The sequence below is a fragment of the Streptosporangium sp. DT93 genome (assembly GCF_049844535.1).
Lineage (GTDB): Bacteria > Actinomycetota > Actinomycetes > Streptosporangiales > Streptosporangiaceae > Streptosporangium.
Map to the genome: position 1 here is coordinate 383,180 of NZ_JBNCLF010000001.1, position 15,438 is coordinate 398,617.

At 68.8% G+C, this 15,438-nt stretch carries 12 protein-coding genes; 3 read left to right on the forward strand and 9 right to left on the reverse strand.

The features are described from left to right. Window positions 1–20 precede the first annotated feature (20 nt). Complete coding sequence (serB, locus tag ACLQ2R_RS01860) at window positions 21–1,244, forward strand: phosphoserine phosphatase SerB (protein WP_425957497.1); 1,224 nt, start codon at window positions 21–23, stop codon at window positions 1,242–1,244. A 206-nt stretch (window positions 1,245–1,450) separates the two neighbouring features. On the opposite strand, the gene ACLQ2R_RS01865 is transcribed toward serB, so the two are convergent. The 4 genes from ACLQ2R_RS01865 to ACLQ2R_RS01880 form a co-directional block, all read right to left on the reverse strand. Then, entirely contained in the window at window positions 1,451–1,924 is a 474-nt protein-coding gene (locus tag ACLQ2R_RS01865) for a SixA phosphatase family protein (protein ID WP_425957498.1), read from the reverse strand. 353 nt (window positions 1,925–2,277) lie between these two features. Further along, window positions 2,278–4,611 carry a sodium-translocating pyrophosphatase gene (locus ACLQ2R_RS01870; protein ID WP_425957499.1) on the reverse strand — a complete coding sequence of 778 codons (2,334 nt, stop codon included), beginning with the start codon at window positions 4,609–4,611 and terminating at the stop codon, window positions 2,278–2,280. Between the two features lie 425 nt (window positions 4,612–5,036). Further along, entirely contained in the window at window positions 5,037–5,483 is a 447-nt protein-coding gene (locus ACLQ2R_RS01875; RefSeq protein WP_362800247.1) for an ATP-binding protein, read from the reverse strand. Window positions 5,484–5,485: 2 nt separating this feature from the next. Continuing rightward, window positions 5,486–5,836: an STAS domain-containing protein gene (locus ACLQ2R_RS01880; RefSeq protein ID WP_012887265.1), complete on the reverse strand. Its 351-nt coding sequence runs from the start codon at window positions 5,834–5,836 to the stop codon at window positions 5,486–5,488. Window positions 5,837–6,089: 253 nt separating this feature from the next. Here ACLQ2R_RS01880 and ACLQ2R_RS01885 point away from each other — a divergent pair, with 253 nt between their 5' ends. Both ACLQ2R_RS01885 and ACLQ2R_RS01890 read left to right on the forward strand, forming a co-directional pair. Next, the gene (locus ACLQ2R_RS01885; RefSeq protein WP_425958150.1) at window positions 6,090–8,375 is read left to right on the forward strand and encodes a DEAD/DEAH box helicase; all 2,286 of its coding nucleotides are present in this window, start codon (window positions 6,090–6,092) and stop codon (window positions 8,373–8,375) included. Between the two features lie 1,654 nt (window positions 8,376–10,029). Continuing rightward, window positions 10,030–10,401 (forward strand): hypothetical protein, encoded by a 372-nt coding sequence (locus tag ACLQ2R_RS01890; RefSeq protein WP_425957500.1) that lies wholly within the window; start codon window positions 10,030–10,032, stop codon window positions 10,399–10,401. Window positions 10,402–12,068: 1,667 nt separating this feature from the next. Here the strand turns inward: ACLQ2R_RS01890 and ACLQ2R_RS01895 are convergent. The 5 genes from ACLQ2R_RS01895 to ACLQ2R_RS01915 all read right to left on the reverse strand — a co-directional run bounded on the left by ACLQ2R_RS01895 (window position 12,069) and on the right by ACLQ2R_RS01915 (window position 15,385). Further along, window positions 12,069–12,569, reverse strand: a complete 501-nt coding sequence (locus ACLQ2R_RS01895) for an Rv3654c family TadE-like protein (RefSeq protein WP_425957501.1) — start codon at window positions 12,567–12,569, stop codon at window positions 12,069–12,071. A gap of 62 nt (window positions 12,570–12,631) precedes the next feature. Beyond that, window positions 12,632–12,976, reverse strand: a complete 345-nt coding sequence (locus ACLQ2R_RS01900) for a TadE family type IV pilus minor pilin (RefSeq protein ID WP_425957502.1) — start codon at window positions 12,974–12,976, stop codon at window positions 12,632–12,634. Window positions 12,977–13,026: 50 nt separating this feature from the next. Beyond that, window positions 13,027–13,263 carry a DUF4244 domain-containing protein gene (locus tag ACLQ2R_RS01905; RefSeq protein ID WP_425957503.1) on the reverse strand — a complete coding sequence of 79 codons (237 nt, stop codon included), beginning with the start codon at window positions 13,261–13,263 and terminating at the stop codon, window positions 13,027–13,029. A gap of 384 nt (window positions 13,264–13,647) precedes the next feature. Continuing rightward, complete coding sequence (locus tag ACLQ2R_RS01910) at window positions 13,648–14,193, reverse strand: GNAT family N-acetyltransferase (RefSeq protein WP_425957504.1); 546 nt, start codon at window positions 14,191–14,193, stop codon at window positions 13,648–13,650. 625 nt (window positions 14,194–14,818) lie between these two features. Further along, on the reverse strand, window positions 14,819–15,385 hold the full coding sequence (locus tag ACLQ2R_RS01915; protein ID WP_425957505.1) for a type II secretion system F family protein: 567 nt from the start codon (window positions 15,383–15,385) through the stop codon (window positions 14,819–14,821). Window positions 15,386–15,438: the final 53 nt, after the last annotated feature.

Sequence of the window (15,438 nt, forward strand, 5' to 3'; positions counted from 1 at the left end):
GCCAAGTAGCGTAGGAACCAATGAACCAGCGCACGCTTCTGATCACGTTGACCGGCCCCGACCGCCCCGGCGTGACCTCACGCCTCTTCTCGGTCCTGGCAGGCTTCCCCGTCGTCGTCGCAGATGTGGAGCAGGTCGTCATCCGCGGCCGTCTCACCCTCGGCGTCCTCGTCTCCTACGCGGGCGTCCCGCCGACCGGCACCGGAGGCACCCTGGGCGCCCTCTGGACCGCCGTCGAGCGGACCGCCGAGGACCTCGGCCTGCACGTGGAGCTGTCCACCGGCTCCGACCCCAAGGAGAAGCGGCGCAGGGGGCGGCTCACCGTCACCGTGCTCGGCTCTCCCCTGCAGCCCGCCGCCATGGCGGGCATCGCGGGACGCATCGCCGCGGCCGGCGCCAACATCGACCGGATCGAACGGCTGTCCAGCTACCCGGTGACCTGCATCGAGCTCTCCGTCTCCGGCGCCGACCCCGACACCCTGCGGGCCGAGCTCGCCGTCGAGGCGCACACCCAGCAGGTCGACGTGGCCGTACAGCGCACCGGCCTGTACCGCAGGGCCAAGCGGCTGATCGTGATGGACGTCGACTCGACGCTCATCAAGGCCGAGGTCATCGAACTGCTCGCGGCGCACGCCGGATGCCTGGAGGAGGTCGCCAGGGTCACCGAGGAGGCGATGCGCGGCGAGCTCGAGTTCGCCGAGTCCCTGCGCCGCCGGGTCGCGCTGCTGGAGGGCCTGTCCGAGGAGGTCTTCGAGAAGGTGCGCAAGGAGCTCGTGCTGACCCCCGGCGCCCGCACGCTGGTACGGACCCTCAAGCGGCTCGACTACCGGTTCGCGATCGTCAGCGGCGGGTTCACGCAGCTCACCGACGCCCTGGTGGACGACCTCGGGATCGACTACTCCGCGGCCAACACCCTGGAGGTCGTCGACGGCGTCCTCACCGGGAAGGTCGTCGGCGAGATCGTGGACCGGCCGGGCAAGGCGCGGGCCCTGGAGCGGTTCGCCAGGCAGGCGGGCATCCCGATCAGCCAGACCGTGGCCATCGGCGACGGCGCCAACGACCTGGACATGATCGCCGCCGCCGGGCTGGGCATCGCCTTCAACGCCAAGCCCGTGGTCCGCCGCGCCGCCGACACCGCGGTCAACGTCCCCTACCTCGACTCGATCCTCTACCTGCTCGGAATCCCCCGGGCCGAGGTGGAGGACGCCGACGCCGAGGACGGCGTCCCCGCCACCGAACGCTGAGCCGCCGAACGCTGACGCCCCGGGCGCGCCCTCACCGCCGGACACCGGCTCCCCGGGCGCTCTCACCGTGCCGGGCGCCGAACCCGTGCCGGCCCCCCGGACCTGTGGGGCCGGACGCCGAATTGCTGCCGGACGCCGAACCCGTGTCCGACCCCGGACGCCTCCGTGGCGCCTCTCCGGGGTCGCCGTCGCCCTCTCGCCGCCGCTCAGCGTTCCTTGGGGCTCCATCGGGCGGTCACGCGGCCGGTGTCGAGCCCGGCCCACTCGTCGTCGGTCTCGACGACGGTGAACGCGCCGGGCGGGAAGCCGGGGTCGCCGTCGTCGGGGGCCAGCATCCGCACCAGATCATGCACCCCCGGATTGTGACCGACCAGGACCACGGTGCGCGCCTCGGCCCCGCTCCGCCGCAGGAGCGTCAGCAACTCGTCGGCGAAGGCCTCGTAGACGCCCGTCTCGAACGACACGTCCGCGTCCGGCAGGGCCAGCGCGGCGGTCCGTCGGGTCCGCACCGACGGTGAGCAGAGCACCAGGTCCGGTCGCAGGCCGAGCTCGGTCAGGGCCTCGCCGACCCTGCGGGCGTCGCGCTCACCGCTCTCGGTGAGGGGACGCTCCCAGTCGACGACGCCGGGGGTGTGGGCCGCCTTGGCGTGCCGCAGGACGACGAGCGTGCGGGCCGTCATCTCGACGCCCAGACGGCGAGACCCACGATCACCGCGAACACCGCGACCATCGCCAGCAGAATGAGAACGAGTGACTTGCCGCCGGAGGGCTGCTCTTCCATGGCGGTCAGTTTCCCACCGAGGGGGTCCGCACACGCGGAAGGGGTACGCGTGGCCCGCGTACCCCTTCGACGATGGACATGACCCGGCCCCTCGATGGAGGTGATCCGGTTCCCCGCGGAGCGTGATCCGGTTCCCCGGCGGGGCGTGATCCGGTTCCCCGGCGGGGCGTGGCCCGGTCGGGGACCGGCCCGGTTCCCCGGTGTGACGGGATCCGGCCGGGGATTCCGGCCGGATCCCGCGCGGAACACGGCTCAGCTGGAGACGGGCTCCGGCTTCCGGTCGGTGTTGTTCTCCTCCGTCGGGGCGATGCTCGACGACCGCCGCTTGGAGACGACGACCGCGCCGACGACGACGCCGACCGCCAGAAGCGTGACGACGACGCGCAGCACCACGTTGTCGGCGTAGGTCACCACGGCCGGAGCGATCAGCAGCGCCACCAGGTTCATCACCTTCAGCAGCGGGTTGATCGCCGGACCGGCGGTGTCCTTGAACGGGTCGCCGACGGTGTCACCGATGATGGTGGCCTCGTGCGCCGGCGAGCCCTTGCCTCCGTGGTGGCCGTCCTCGACCAGCTTCTTGGCGTTGTCCCAGGCACCACCGGAGTTGGCCAGGAAGACCGCCATGAGCGTGCCGCACGCGATGGCCCCGGCCAGGAACGCGCCGAGCGGCGCGTACCCGAGGGCGAAACCGACGGCGATCGGGGTCAGCACGGCCAGCAGGCCGGGCGTGGCCAGCTCACGCAGCGAGTCGCGGGTGCAGATGTCCACGACCCTGCCGTAGTCGGGCAGCTCGGTCCCGGCCATGATGCCCGGCCGGGTGCGGAACTGCTCGCGCACCTCGAAGACCACCCGGCCGGCCGCGCGGCCGACCGCCGTGATCGCCAGGCCGGAGAACATGAACACCACCGCGGCGCCGATGATCAGGCCGACCAGCACGTTCGGGGAGTCGACGCTCAGGCTGAACGCGCTGAACGAGCCCAGCGCCGCCTTGACCGAGTCGGACGCCAGGACGAGCTGGGTCTCCACCGCCGTACGGAACGCGCCGAACAGCGCGGTGGCGGCGAGCACGGCGGTGGCGATCGCGATGCCCTTGGTGATGGCCTTGGTGGTGTTGCCGACGGCGTCCAGGGAGGTGAGGACCGCGGCCCCCTCGCCCTCGACGTCGCCGGACATCTCCGCGATGCCCTGGGCGTTGTCGGAGACCGGCCCGAAGGTGTCCATGGACACGATCACGCCGACCGTGGTGAGCAGACCGGTGCCGGCGAGTGCCACCGCGAACAGCGCCACGGTGACGTTGCCGAAGCCGAGCAGGAAGGCGCCGTAGACGGCGGCACCGATGATCAGCGCCGAGTAGACCGCCGACTCCAGGCCGACGCTGATGCCGGCCAGGATGACCGTGGCGGGGCCGGTCCGGGAGCTCTCGCCGATGTCCCGCACCGGGCGGCGGTTCGTCTCGGTGAAGTAGCCGGTGAGGACCTGGATGGCGCTCGCCAGCACCAGGCCGATGAGCACCGCCGCGATGGCGATCAGGCGCGGGTCGGAGGTGATCCCGGAGACCGCCGGGCTCTCCCCGGTCAGGCCCGCGAAGGTGGAGGGCAGGTAGAGGTAGGCCGCGACGGCGACCAGGATCGCCGAGATGGCCGCCGAGATGAAGAAGCCACGGTTGATCGCGGCCATCGCGTTGCGGTCACCGGCGCGCGGGGCGGTGACGAAGATGCCGATGATCGCGGTGATCACACCGATCATCGGCACGATCAGCGGGAACACCAGGCCCTCGACGCCGAAGGCCACCCTGCCCAGGATCAGGCTGGCGACCAGCATGACCGCGTAGGACTCGAACAGGTCGGCGGCCATGCCCGCGCAGTCGCCCACGTTGTCGCCCACGTTGTCGGCGATGGTGGCGGCGTTGCGCGGGTCGTCCTCGGGGATGCCCTGCTCGACCTTGCCGACCAGGTCGGCACCGACGTCGGCGGCCTTGGTGAAGATACCGCCGCCGACCCTCATGAACATGGCGAGGAGCGCGGCGCCGAAGCCGAAGCCCTCCAGCACGGCCGGGGCGTACCCCTCGTAGAAGATCACCACCACGGCCGCGCCGAGGAGGCCGAGACCGACGGTGATCATTCCGGCCACGCCGCCGGTGCGGAACGCGATCCGCATGGCGACCTTCTCACCGGATTCACGGGCGGCCGCGGCGACGCGGACATTACCGCGCACCGCCAGCCACATACCGATGAATCCGGTGAGCGCCGAGAAAACCGCGCCCACGACGAAGAAAACCGATCTGCCGATTCTCACACCGGTCGTCTCGGCCGGAAGGAGAAACAGCAGGAAAGGGATCAGAATGACGAACAGAGCGAGCGTCCGGAACTGCCGCGTCAAATACGCGGAAGCACCTTCCTGTACGGCCCGCGCGATGTTCTGCATGCGTTCGGTGCCCTGGCCGGCGGCCAGCACCTCCCGCACCAGGGCGCCGGCGACGGCGAGCGCGAGCAGGGCGACCGCGGCCACCACGATCACGATGGTGAAGTGGTGACCGCTGAGGGATACCGCTGGTTCTTCGACAGCGGCGAGATGGAGCACAGACATCCGACTCTCCTTGGCAAGACGGGAACACGTCCTGCCCGGAGTGCGCAGCCATAGGGGTGACGAGGAACGAAGCGGCGCACATCCGGGGTGGTTGGCAGTGCCGCTTCCAGTTGCAGACCCCCACGGATAACGGCTCGCGTGCGGGCCGCTCCGAAGGATAAACCTTGGCCGGTTCCGGGAGTCTACGCAGCGATGACGCGGATATGAAGCCTCTGCGGTCCGCCAATTGACGACGGGTTCAGCATCAATCGTCGACCGGCCTGCTTATAACGCCATTTCGGCTGTCACACCCGTCTCACCCGTCTCTGTTTCCTCCTGATTTCGGTCACCATGTATGGAAGTTAGCCCCTGACCGAAAACCGGAGGACCGCAGACGAACGGCCGGGCGTGTCCTTGAGGACACGCCCGGCCGTCGAAGTCGTCTGTCAGACCGGAGACAGCCCGTTGGTCGCCGCCGGCCAGCTCATGCGGATGCGCATGCCCTTCTGGCTCGGGTAGACCTGGACGTCGTCGGCCAGCCCCGCGATGACCGCGATGCCGAAACCGGCCATCAGGTCGTCGGGGAGCTGCCCGAACGGATCGTCGAACCCCAGAAGGGCGCGATCGTGCTCCAGTTCGTCACTGGGGGCGGAGTCGGTGACGGTCACCTCGAAGCGTCCCAGGTCATCGCGCAGCTCGATACGGATCGGCTCTCCCGGACAGTGGAGACGGTGTGCCTCCACGGCCCGCGAGCATGCCTCACCGACAGCGAGCCGTACCTCGTCCAGCAACGACTCCTGCACACCGGTACGCCGGGCGATCGCCGTGGCGACCAGGCGTGCCGTCCGCACATGCGCGGGGAGAGCGCTGAACGTCAGCTCGACGGTAGCCACGACTACTTGTCTCGACCGTGAGCTTCCTTGGCCTCCTCCACAGAGGCGTAGATCCCGAAGACCTTGGTAAGCCCGGTGATCCGGAAAATCTTCAGGATGCGCTCCTGGGTGCAGACAAGCTCCAGTGAGCCATCGTGCGCCCTAACTCGCTTGAGCCCGCCGACCAGGACACCAAGGCCCGTGGAGTCAAGGAAGTCGACCTTCTCCATGTTGACGAGCAGGTGGAAATTCCCCTTGTTGACCAGGTCGATCAGGAGCTCACGCAATCTGGGCGCGGTGTAGACATCGATCTCACCCTCGACCTCAACGATGGTGAGACGGTCCTCGGAATGGTGGTCCAACTTCAGATCCACAGATCCTCCAGCGCCTTGCCTGCGAAAGTACCGATTCGAGCCTGCCTCCGGGGACCGGACGGTCCCTGGGCGACAAGCCCCGACGCGCGGCATTCAACCATGCGTACGCTCAGTGTCTATACGAAATCACGATTCCCGGCGACTCTGCCCACAGATGTGAGACTGGAAACCAGTGACCCCGCCATCATCCTCGCCCCTGCGGGCGGGCGCCGCACTCCGCCGCCTGCTCGACGTTCCCGCACGTCGCGAGCGTGTGACCCATGTGGAGCACGTTCCCGCACGTCAGGCGGGCGACGTCCGGTGGCCGGAGTGGGTCGATCAGCGGCTGGTTACGCGCTGGGCGAACCACGGTATTTCCGGTCTGTGGCCCCATCAGGCCGAAGCGGCCGAGTCGCTCCACCGTGGCCAAAACGTGATCATCGCCACAGGGACGGCGTCGGGGAAATCCCTGTCGTACCTGGTCCCGGCGCTCTCCGCGGTGCTCGACGGCGGCACGGTCCTGTACCTGTCGCCCACCAAGGCGCTGGCGGCCGACCAGCTCCGCTCGCTGCGGGAGCTGGACCCGCCCGAACTGCGCGCCGCCGTGTACGACGGCGACACCCCCTTCGAGGAACGGGCCTGGACGCGCAGGTACGCCAACTACGTCCTGACCAACCCGGACATGCTCCACCGCGGTCTGCTGCCCCGTCACTCCCAGTGGTCGTCCTTCTGGCGGCGGCTCCGGATGGTCGTCGTGGACGAGTGCCACGGGTACCGGGGCGTGTTCGGCTCCCACGTCGCCCAGATCCTGCGCCGCCTGCGCCGGATCTGCGCGCGCCACGGCTCCAGCCCCACCTTCATGCTCTCCTCGGCGACGGCCAGCGAGCCCGAGGTCTTCGCGATGCGCCTGACGGGCCTCCAGATGGCCGCGGTGACCACGGACGCCTCACCCCGGGGTGCCACGACCTTCGCGCTGTGGGAGCCGCCCCTGACCGATCTACGCGGCGAGGGCGGGGCCCCGATCCGCCGCCCCGCGACCGCCGAGAGCGCCGACCTGCTGGCCGACCTCGTCGCCTCCGAGGTGCGGACCCTCGCCTTCGTCCGGTCGCGCAGGGCCGCCGAGTCCGTGGCCCTCACCACTCGCGCCAGGCTCCAGGACCTCGTCGTCGGCGCCGGCGCGCCCGCCGACCTGCCCGGCAAGGTGGACGCCTACCGGGCCGGCTACCTGGCCGAGGACCGCAGGGCCCTGGAGAGGGCACTGCGCTCGGGCGAACTGCTTGGCCTGGCGACGACCAACGCGCTGGAACTCGGCGTCGACGTCTCCGGCCTGGACGCCGTGCTCATCGCGGGGTGGCCGGGCACCCGCGCGTCGCTCTGGCAGCAGGCCGGCCGGGCCGGACGCGACGGGCAGGACGCGCTGGCGGTGCTGATCGCCAGGGACGACCCCCTGGACACCTATCTCGTCCACCACCCCGAGGCCCTGTTCGGAAGGCCCATGGAGACGATCGTGCTCGACCCCGCCAACCCGTACGTGCTGGGTCCCCACCTGTGCGCCGCCGCGGCCGAGCTCCCGCTGACCCACGACGACCTGGACGTCTTCGGCCCGGCCGCCAAGGAGGTGCTCGCCGACCTGGTGGCCGACGGGCTGCTGCGGGAACGCGCCACGGGCTGGTTCTGGACCAGTCGTGGACGGGCCACCGACCTGGCCGACATCCGGGGGGCGGGTGGCGCGCCGGTCCAGGTCGTGGAGATGTCCACCGGACGGCTGCTCGGCACCGCGGACGAGGCCTCGGCCCACACGGCCGTGCACACCGGCGCCGTCCACGTGCACCGGGGAGAGACGTTCCTGGTGGTCGAGCTGGACCTGGAGGCGGGGGTCGCCCTCGTCGAGGCCGGGACACCGGACTACACCACCTTCGCCAGGGACGTCACCGACATCTCGATCATCGAGTCCCTCGCCTCGCACGCCCTCGGACCCGGGGAGCTCCACCTCGGCTCGGTGGAGGTCACCAACCAGGTCGTCGGCTATCTCAAGCGCCGCGCCCAGAGCGGCGAGCTCATGGGGGAGGAGCCTCTCGACCTGCCCCCGCGCACGTTGCGGACCCGGGCCGTCTGGTGGACGCTGCCCGCCTCGGCGGTCGCCGCGCTGGCCGGGGAGGGGCTGGACCTCGGCGGAGCCGCGCACGCGGCCGAACACGCCGCCATCGGCCTGCTGCCGCTCTTCGCGACCTGCGACCGCTGGGACATCGGGGGCGTCTCCACCGAGCTTCACGCCGACACCGGGCTGCTCACCGTGTTCGTCTACGACGGCCACGAGGGCGGCGCGGGCTTCGCCGAACGCGGGTACGCCCGCGCCCGCGACTGGCTCACGGCCACCCGCGAGGCCATCGTCTCCTGCGAGTGCGAACGCGGCTGCCCGTCGTGCATCCAGTCGCCCAAGTGCGGCAACGGCAACGAACCCCTGGACAAGGCCGGAGCCCTTCGCCTTCTGGCGGTCCTGCTCTCCCCGGACGGGTCACCTCTTCCGGAACACACCACGGACATGACGGCTCGGACGTGAGGCCCGGATGAGACGATCCGGACGAGACGGTTCGAACGAGGCAGTTCGAACGAGACGGCCCAAACAAGACGGCCTGAACAAGACGATTCGGACGAGACGATTCGGACGAGACGGTCCGAACGTGGAGCCCGGATCGGACGGCCTGAACGTCAGGCTGATGGGAGGGTCGACGGAACAGCCCGGACATGAAGCTCGGACGGGCCAGCCCGGAGGCGGGCTCGAACCTCATGGCGGCCGTCACTCGTCGCGGGTATGCCGGTCGTCGCCCCAGAAGTCGGTCGCCCCCGGTTGCGGACGCCCCCAGAATCCGCTGTCCTCCATGGAACGGGGCGCGGGAGGGAGGTAGTCGTCCCAACGACCGGCCAACCGGACCGTCGCGGGGACAGTCGAGTTCGCCTCCGGCGGTGAGACCGCTTCCGGGCTCGTCCCCGGTGGAGAGGCCGACGCGTTTCGCGAGGTCCGGCCCTTCGGCTCCTCACCTTTCCCCCGTTCGGTCTCCCCCCACCGAGGTCGTACCGTCTCGACCCGCATCACCTCATCGCGGGTCAACCCGGTCCGTGTCGCTCTGATCCGTATCAAGGGATTCCGCACCTGTTCAACCTGCGCCTGTTCATCCCGTGCCTGGCCGGCCTGTTCATCCCGTGCCTGGCCGGCCTGTTCATCCCGCGCCTGGCCAGCTTTCGCGAACCGAGCCTGCGCCTGTGCGTCCTGCGCTCGTTCGGTTCTCGTGGGCTGGACCGGCACCCGTGGAAGGTCGGCCTGCCGCCCCTCAGACCGTTCCCTCTCCGCTTGCCACCCTGGCTCTTCTCGTCGTCTCACCTCTTCGTGCTGTTCCGCGTCAGGCTTTGGTTTGGCTTTTCCCTGCTGCTCCGTATTCGTCTGTCGCGTCACGTCTTGGCGCCGGTCGGTGCCCGCCGCGGTGCCCACCGGTGGGGAAGTTGCTCCCCGTACCGCTGTCAGACGGAGGGAGGCGGGCCGGACCGAGATCGGCCGAGTCGGGGGATCAAACGAACCCCGCCCGATCGGAGCCCGGTCAGGCAGTGCCGGATCACGGGGAGACGCGGCAATGCCCCCCCGGTCCAAGGCGGCCCGGCCAGAGGAAGAAGGGTGAGAGGGAGACGGGTCTGAGACCCATCCGCCAAAGGGAGACGGCTCTGAGGCCCACCGGTCAGGGGAAGACGGGCCTGAGGCAGTCCCGCCACGGGGAACTGGGTCACAGGGGTTCAGGACGGGAAGAGATGGGTCACGGGCAGCCCGACCAGGGGCAGTCCGGCCAGGGGGAAGTGGGTCAGAGGCATGGCGGGCGGGGGGAGATGGGTCGGGGACAGGCTGTCCATGGGGAGATGGGTCACAGACATGCCAGGCAGGCGCGATCTGGTCGGGCGAGACGGGACGAACCTGTCCGGGGGCGACGGAAGACGGCCCCTTCGCGATCGAACGGGTCTTGACCACCGCGAGAATGACCGCCGGATGTTCGGGAACGATCGTGACGCCGGCCTCTCCTCTACTTTCGCCCTTTGCGCCCGCCAGGACGGTCCTGTCCACGTCCCTGGTGCGGCCCGCCACACTCGTTTCGGCCGTATGGCCGGTCGCCACGGCCATGGAGTGCCCGCTCCCATGCTCACCGTCGACCCCATCACCCGCGAGAGATCCGGTGACCGAACTCGTCGCCACGTCTTTCACGTCGGCGGCCCTCTTGCCCGTGATGAGTGACCTGCGGCGGAACCAGGCGCCGCCGTGCGCTCCGGCGAGGAGCAGGATCATGGCTCCGGCGATGATGACGCCGTACAGGCTCATCCCACCGTCCGGCGAGGCCGACGAGGCCGACGAGGCCGACGATCGGGTCGTGGCGTCCGTACGGTCGCCGGCGACGGGATCGCCTGTGCCGGTCGTGCCGTTTGCTCTTGGACCGGAGGACGCGATCGCCCCTCCTTCGCTCTCCTGGCTCGTACCGTCATCGCTGGTTTCCCGGCCGGTCGGTGCGGTGGCGCGGCCGTCCCCCGCAGCCGAGGTCTCGGACGGCTGATGAGATCCGGGCGTCGCTTCCGGCGGTCCGGACACGGTCGGCACCGCTTCCCGTGCCGGTAATCGCGGTAGGTCGCGAACCGGCGACTGTCCGCCCATGTCCTCGTCCTCGTCCTTCGCGTTCTGCCCTCCACCGCTCTGGGCGCTGTTGCGATCACCGGTCTCCTGCCTGACCGTTCCCCTCCGAGCACCTGAGCCCTGTGGGTCACCGGCCTTCCGCCCATGCCGAACCGTCCCGGGCGGGGGGACGGTCACCGACGTGGTGGCCGACTCACCGGAGGCCACCGTGCCACCGGCGCCGTCACCGCGTAGTGCCCTCACCGTGAACCCGATCCGACGGCCGTCCGCATTCGCCGGGACGGCGATGGTCGCGCCGCACCCCCTGCTGGAACACGCGCTCTTCACCTCTACGGAACCGACCTTGCCGGTCCTGCTCACCGTGATCTCGTATCTCCGCAGATCGGGCTCTGGCCCCCGCCTCCAGGTGAGGGTCACCTGCCTGCCCCGCAGCCGGACGGTCGGCCTACCCGGTGTCCCGGGGGGAGCGACCTGCATCAGCGTCTCGCTGGTTCGGTGCCATTCGGCTCCGAGGAGCTTGCCTTTCTGCTCAAGCGTGATCCTGTGGCTCCCGTTGCGGTGATCGCTGGGTCTCCAGGTGTAGGAGACCTTGCGATCGCCTTTCGCCACCTGTCTGCCATCGACGAAAAGCACCGCGTCGAACAGACGGTCCACCGTGCCGGAGAGGGTCACCGTCCGGTCGGAGGTCACCCGGGACGGGGTGTCCAGCCGTGCCACCGCCTGTGCGGGAATCGCGACGGTGAACACCGTGAACACGGACACGATCGGCGCGATCACCGCTGCGGCGACCAGTCTGCGAACCGTCGTCACGACGTCTCCCTTCATCGAGAGCCTTGCCCTGCCGCCCAGGGGTCACGTGCTGCCCGGTCACCCGTGTACGCACGTTCAGGAGGCGTCCGAACGACGCCGTGTCTTCGGGGCGACGTCTTCGGTCCGGGCTTCGGTCCAGGCTCCGTGGTCCGGGCTCCTGGATCAGAGCTTCTGGATCTGGGCTTCTTGGTGTGGGCTTCTTGGTGTGGCTCTCCGACCTGGCCGGCGTGGCCACAGGCCATTCCGCCGTTCCACCTGCCTGGTGACGCGCAGCTCACCCCCTCAAGACCAGCCGGAAAGGGCACGGATCAAAGGTAAGTGGAACCTTACGTGAGGCCGAGAGTTTTTGGACACGGCGTCCAAGAGTTCGTGATTTTATTGCGACCTTGTCTCACCGATCACCGTCACTCTTCCGGATCGTGGCTGTTTCGCCACCGCCCTCGCGACCAGGACTCACGCGCGGATGATCGTCCGCGCCAGATTCACCCGCGGGAACACGTAAGGCATTTCGCACCCGTTGAATCGTCCCCATCAGGACAGGAACGCGACGACTCCGATAAATGATCTTTCTGACCGCGTGTACCGTGGTCATCTTTGCCCGACCAGCGTCTCTCGTTCCCCGTCACATTCGGTTTGATGACCTTGGGAAAGCAGGCTTCACCTGCGGTTATCCGCGTCTTGAATGAAGACTCGGGATCATGTTCTCGTTCTCTCCGCTCGACCAGGAGAAGTGGAGTCCCGAAGGAGTCGCACTCATCGACCTACCTTCGTGGTCCGCTTTCATCCGCCGGGATCGATCACGTGAACCGGCCCGGCACGTGACCTGGCAACCACCGTCACTCTGCCCTTCAACGGCAGTGCGGCGTTCATCTCCACCTCGATCTCCGCTATGCCGTCATCGGTGACGGAACAGCGGGTGACGGCGCCTCCGTTCTCCACTGCGACAGAGCCGGCCTTCACGCAACTCTGATCGGGATTGGCGAAGGCCAGCCTCGCGGCGGCGAGCGCACTCAGATCGGCGGCACCCTGCACACGATGGCGCGCGACGCGTGCCATACCCGCGAACGCGATCGCCATGGCGACGGTGAGCACCAACGCCATGAGCGCCACCGTCCAGATCGTCGCCGACCCCCGCTCACCCCCCTTCCCTGCCACGTTCGTCACGTTGACGCTCACGTCCGGCCCCGGCTTTCGCTCTGCCGCGAGGACCACTTCGCCCGTGCCCCCGGAATCAGGATCGGCGTACGACTCGCCGGGCCTCTTCGTTTCTTCACGCCCCATCGAGTTCCGCACCTCTCCGTGGCCCGTCTCTCCGCATCTCGTCTTTCCTTGCTTCATCGCGTTCACTGCTCCGGTAACCCCGGCAATCCCGGCTCGGTGGCCGAGACGGCGGTCGCGCGAACGGTGACGCCCGGCAGAAAAGCGCCCCAGTCGGGTCTGACATCGACGGCGACCTCCACGCGAGTGATCTCCGCCCCTCGGGTGATCGTCACCCGGGCCCCGGCCGGGACCATCGACAGGACACTGCTGTGGACCTGCTCCGTCGGCTCACCGCGCGAGGCGGCACGAGCTCCGGCCCGAACCGCGTCCACGCATTCCAACTGCGTCTCGACCGCCGCCACGGCCCACAGGCCCGCTCCCAGCACGACCATGAAGGCGGGAAGCACCGCGGCCGTCTCCGCGGTCACCGATCCTCTGGACCAGCGGCGGCGAGAGGAGACCGGTGACCCGTGAGTGCTCATCCGGCGGTGGTCAGCGCTCGGTTGATCAGAGCCGTGACCATCTGCTGAACGTCGGAACTTGTCACCACCTTGAAGAGAAGCGCGGCGAACGCACAGGCGGCGATCGTTCCGACCGCGTACTCCGCGGTGGACATGCCACGGTCACGGTGGGAAGCGGACACCAACAGCGACCATCGCGCACGCAGCCACCGGGATCGACCGCGCCGCACACGACCGGCGCTCATTGCAGCCATTGATTCCTCCTGAAGCTCTTGCCCGGACCCGGCGTCCGATGTGAGACCAGGTTTCTTCATCCGTCCACGAGTCGGATGCCCAGAACGGCGTTCTGTGGATAAGTGCCGGGTTGTGGATACGCAGCAGGTGTCCGCACGCGTTTCTCCGCGTGAGGTCCTTGTTCGCGGGAGGGGCCTCACCCTGCTTGAGTCGGCTCCGTCGCGGTCCGGCGGGTCGGCCGCGACGGCTCGACGCCTAAGCGTCTCGAACACCTCAGCACCTCGGTGGTCGTTCCCCGGGGAGGGCCGAGCGTGGCGCGAACGGCGCAGAGGGAACGGAGGACGGGGAGAAGGGGAGAGCGAGGCGGATGAATGGAGATCTGATCTGCCGCCCGCTTCGTCAATTCATCGTGGCTCAGCCGATTCCGAATAGGCGGCGAGGGTTCGCACGTACCAGTTGAATCGGTCGCCACCGCTGTCCCTGGCCTGCTTGAGGTAGGTGAAACCCGCTCTTCCGGCTACGGCCGTCGAAGCGGTGTTCTCCGGATCCACCTTGATGACCGCTTCGCTCGCTCCGATGGTCGCCGCATGCAGGCAAGCCAGCCCTACGGCACGCGTGGCGATGCCCCGGCCTCGCCAGGCCGGATAGAGCCCGTAGGAGATGTTGACCTGTCCGGGCAGCAGGTCAGGCCGCTCGGATTGCACCTCGACCGTCCCGGCGAGGGTCTCTGGCATGCCCACGCGCACCCCGAACGCGTACACCGGTCCGCCGGTCGACCACTGTTCCATGCACCGTCGTATGTGTGCCTCGACGCCGGCGCGGGTCCCTGGACCACCGTTGAGCCAGCGCACCAGCTGGTCGTCTTCTCCGGCCAGATGGGCCTCGACGTCATCGAGGCACAAGGGGGTCAGCGTGACCGTACCGTCGGAAAGCCTTGAGGTCTCCGGCATGGTTCGAGTTTTTCCGCCATCGACCGCCTGCGCGACCGAATTATGCTCACGTGCTCCAATGCAACATTTGATCGGTGGTTCATGATCCCATCCGGCCGCGGGCCCGCCCTGCATCGAGGCTCGGGCGGCATGGATGGCATGAGTGGCGTCTCCCCTGGTCGACTCGCGCCACGGTTCTGGCGAAGTAGTTCGCCTCAAGGCGGGAGAAAGCGACCATGGTGCACTGCCCCGGCCAAGACTTCATGATCCGATACCGACATCGGCTCGCGACATCGACTCGGGATCTCACTCGCTTTCCTTCGGTCCCCATCCGGCCGACTGTACGTATCGCCGTGTCCGCCTGCCGCGAGGAGTCTCGATCCGGCGGACAGGAAGACGGGGGACGGGGGGACGGGGGGACGTCAACGAAGTGAGTCTTCCCGTCGACGAACTCGGAGCAGTACGGAAGTAGCAGGCTGGATGACGGCAAGCGGGAAAAGACCGGAAGAACAGTGGATGTATGTCCCCATTTGTGTTGAAAAATATATTTTGACGGGTAACGGGAGATTTGTGAGGGCTTTGTCCACAGGCTTCGACGTTTTTCTGTGGATAACCTTGGCCAGACAGGGAAAAGCCTGTGGATAACTCAGGGAAGAAGCACCTCACCTGCAAGGCCGGCTATCACAGGGATGATCCCCAGGAAGACGAACGCCGGGAGGAAGCAGAGCCCCAGGGGAGCCACGACCTGAACCCCGACCCGCTGGGCCGCCGCCGCCGACGCGGCACGGGCCGCGTGGCGCGAGTCGTCGGACAAGCGGGTGAGAACGTCCCCCACCGGGGCACCCCCCAAGGCGGCCCGGCTCATGACCCGCGCCAGGGGAGCGAGGGAACGGTCGGAGGCCAGTGCTCCCCAGGCGTTCTCCGGGGCGGCTCCCCATCTCAGTTGGCCGCTCACCCAGGCCAGCCGCTCACCCAGGGGACCGCCGATCGCCTCCACCGTGACATCGAGGGCTCCGGTGATCGGCTGACCCGCGCGCAGTGAGGCGACCAGGAGATCGGCCGCCAGTGGCAGATCCGCCGTCACCTGCTCGCGCTCCCGGCGCAGTTCCGGGGACTCCCTCCTTCGCAGGATCATCAGCGCGGCACCCGCGCTCGCCAGCCCCGCGCCGACACCCAGGGGCCCGCCTACGGCCAGGAGCGTCGCCAACCCCACGAGGAGAGAGACCGCGATCTCTCCTCGCCCCGGTCGCCGTCCCGCCGGAGAGC

What these genes read in the sequence shown, in the direction of transcription:
- ACLQ2R_RS01910 (WP_425957504.1), bottom strand. Translation starts at nt 14,193, where the DNA reads ATGCCGGAGACCTCAAGGCTTTCCGACGGTACGGTCACGCTGACCCCC.
- ACLQ2R_RS01905 (WP_425957503.1), bottom strand. Translation starts at nt 13,263, where the DNA reads ATGGCTGCAATGAGCGCCGGTCGTGTGCGGCGCGGTCGATCCCGGTGG.
- ACLQ2R_RS01870 (WP_425957499.1), bottom strand. Translation starts at nt 4,611, where the DNA reads ATGTCTGTGCTCCATCTCGCCGCTGTCGAAGAACCAGCGGTATCCCTC.
- ACLQ2R_RS01895 (WP_425957501.1), bottom strand. Translation starts at nt 12,569, where the DNA reads ATGGGGCGTGAAGAAACGAAGAGGCCCGGCGAGTCGTACGCCGATCCT.
- ACLQ2R_RS01865 (WP_425957498.1), bottom strand. Translation starts at nt 1,924, where the DNA reads ATGACGGCCCGCACGCTCGTCGTCCTGCGGCACGCCAAGGCGGCCCAC.
- serB (WP_425957497.1), top strand. Translation starts at nt 21, where the DNA reads ATGAACCAGCGCACGCTTCTGATCACGTTGACCGGCCCCGACCGCCCC.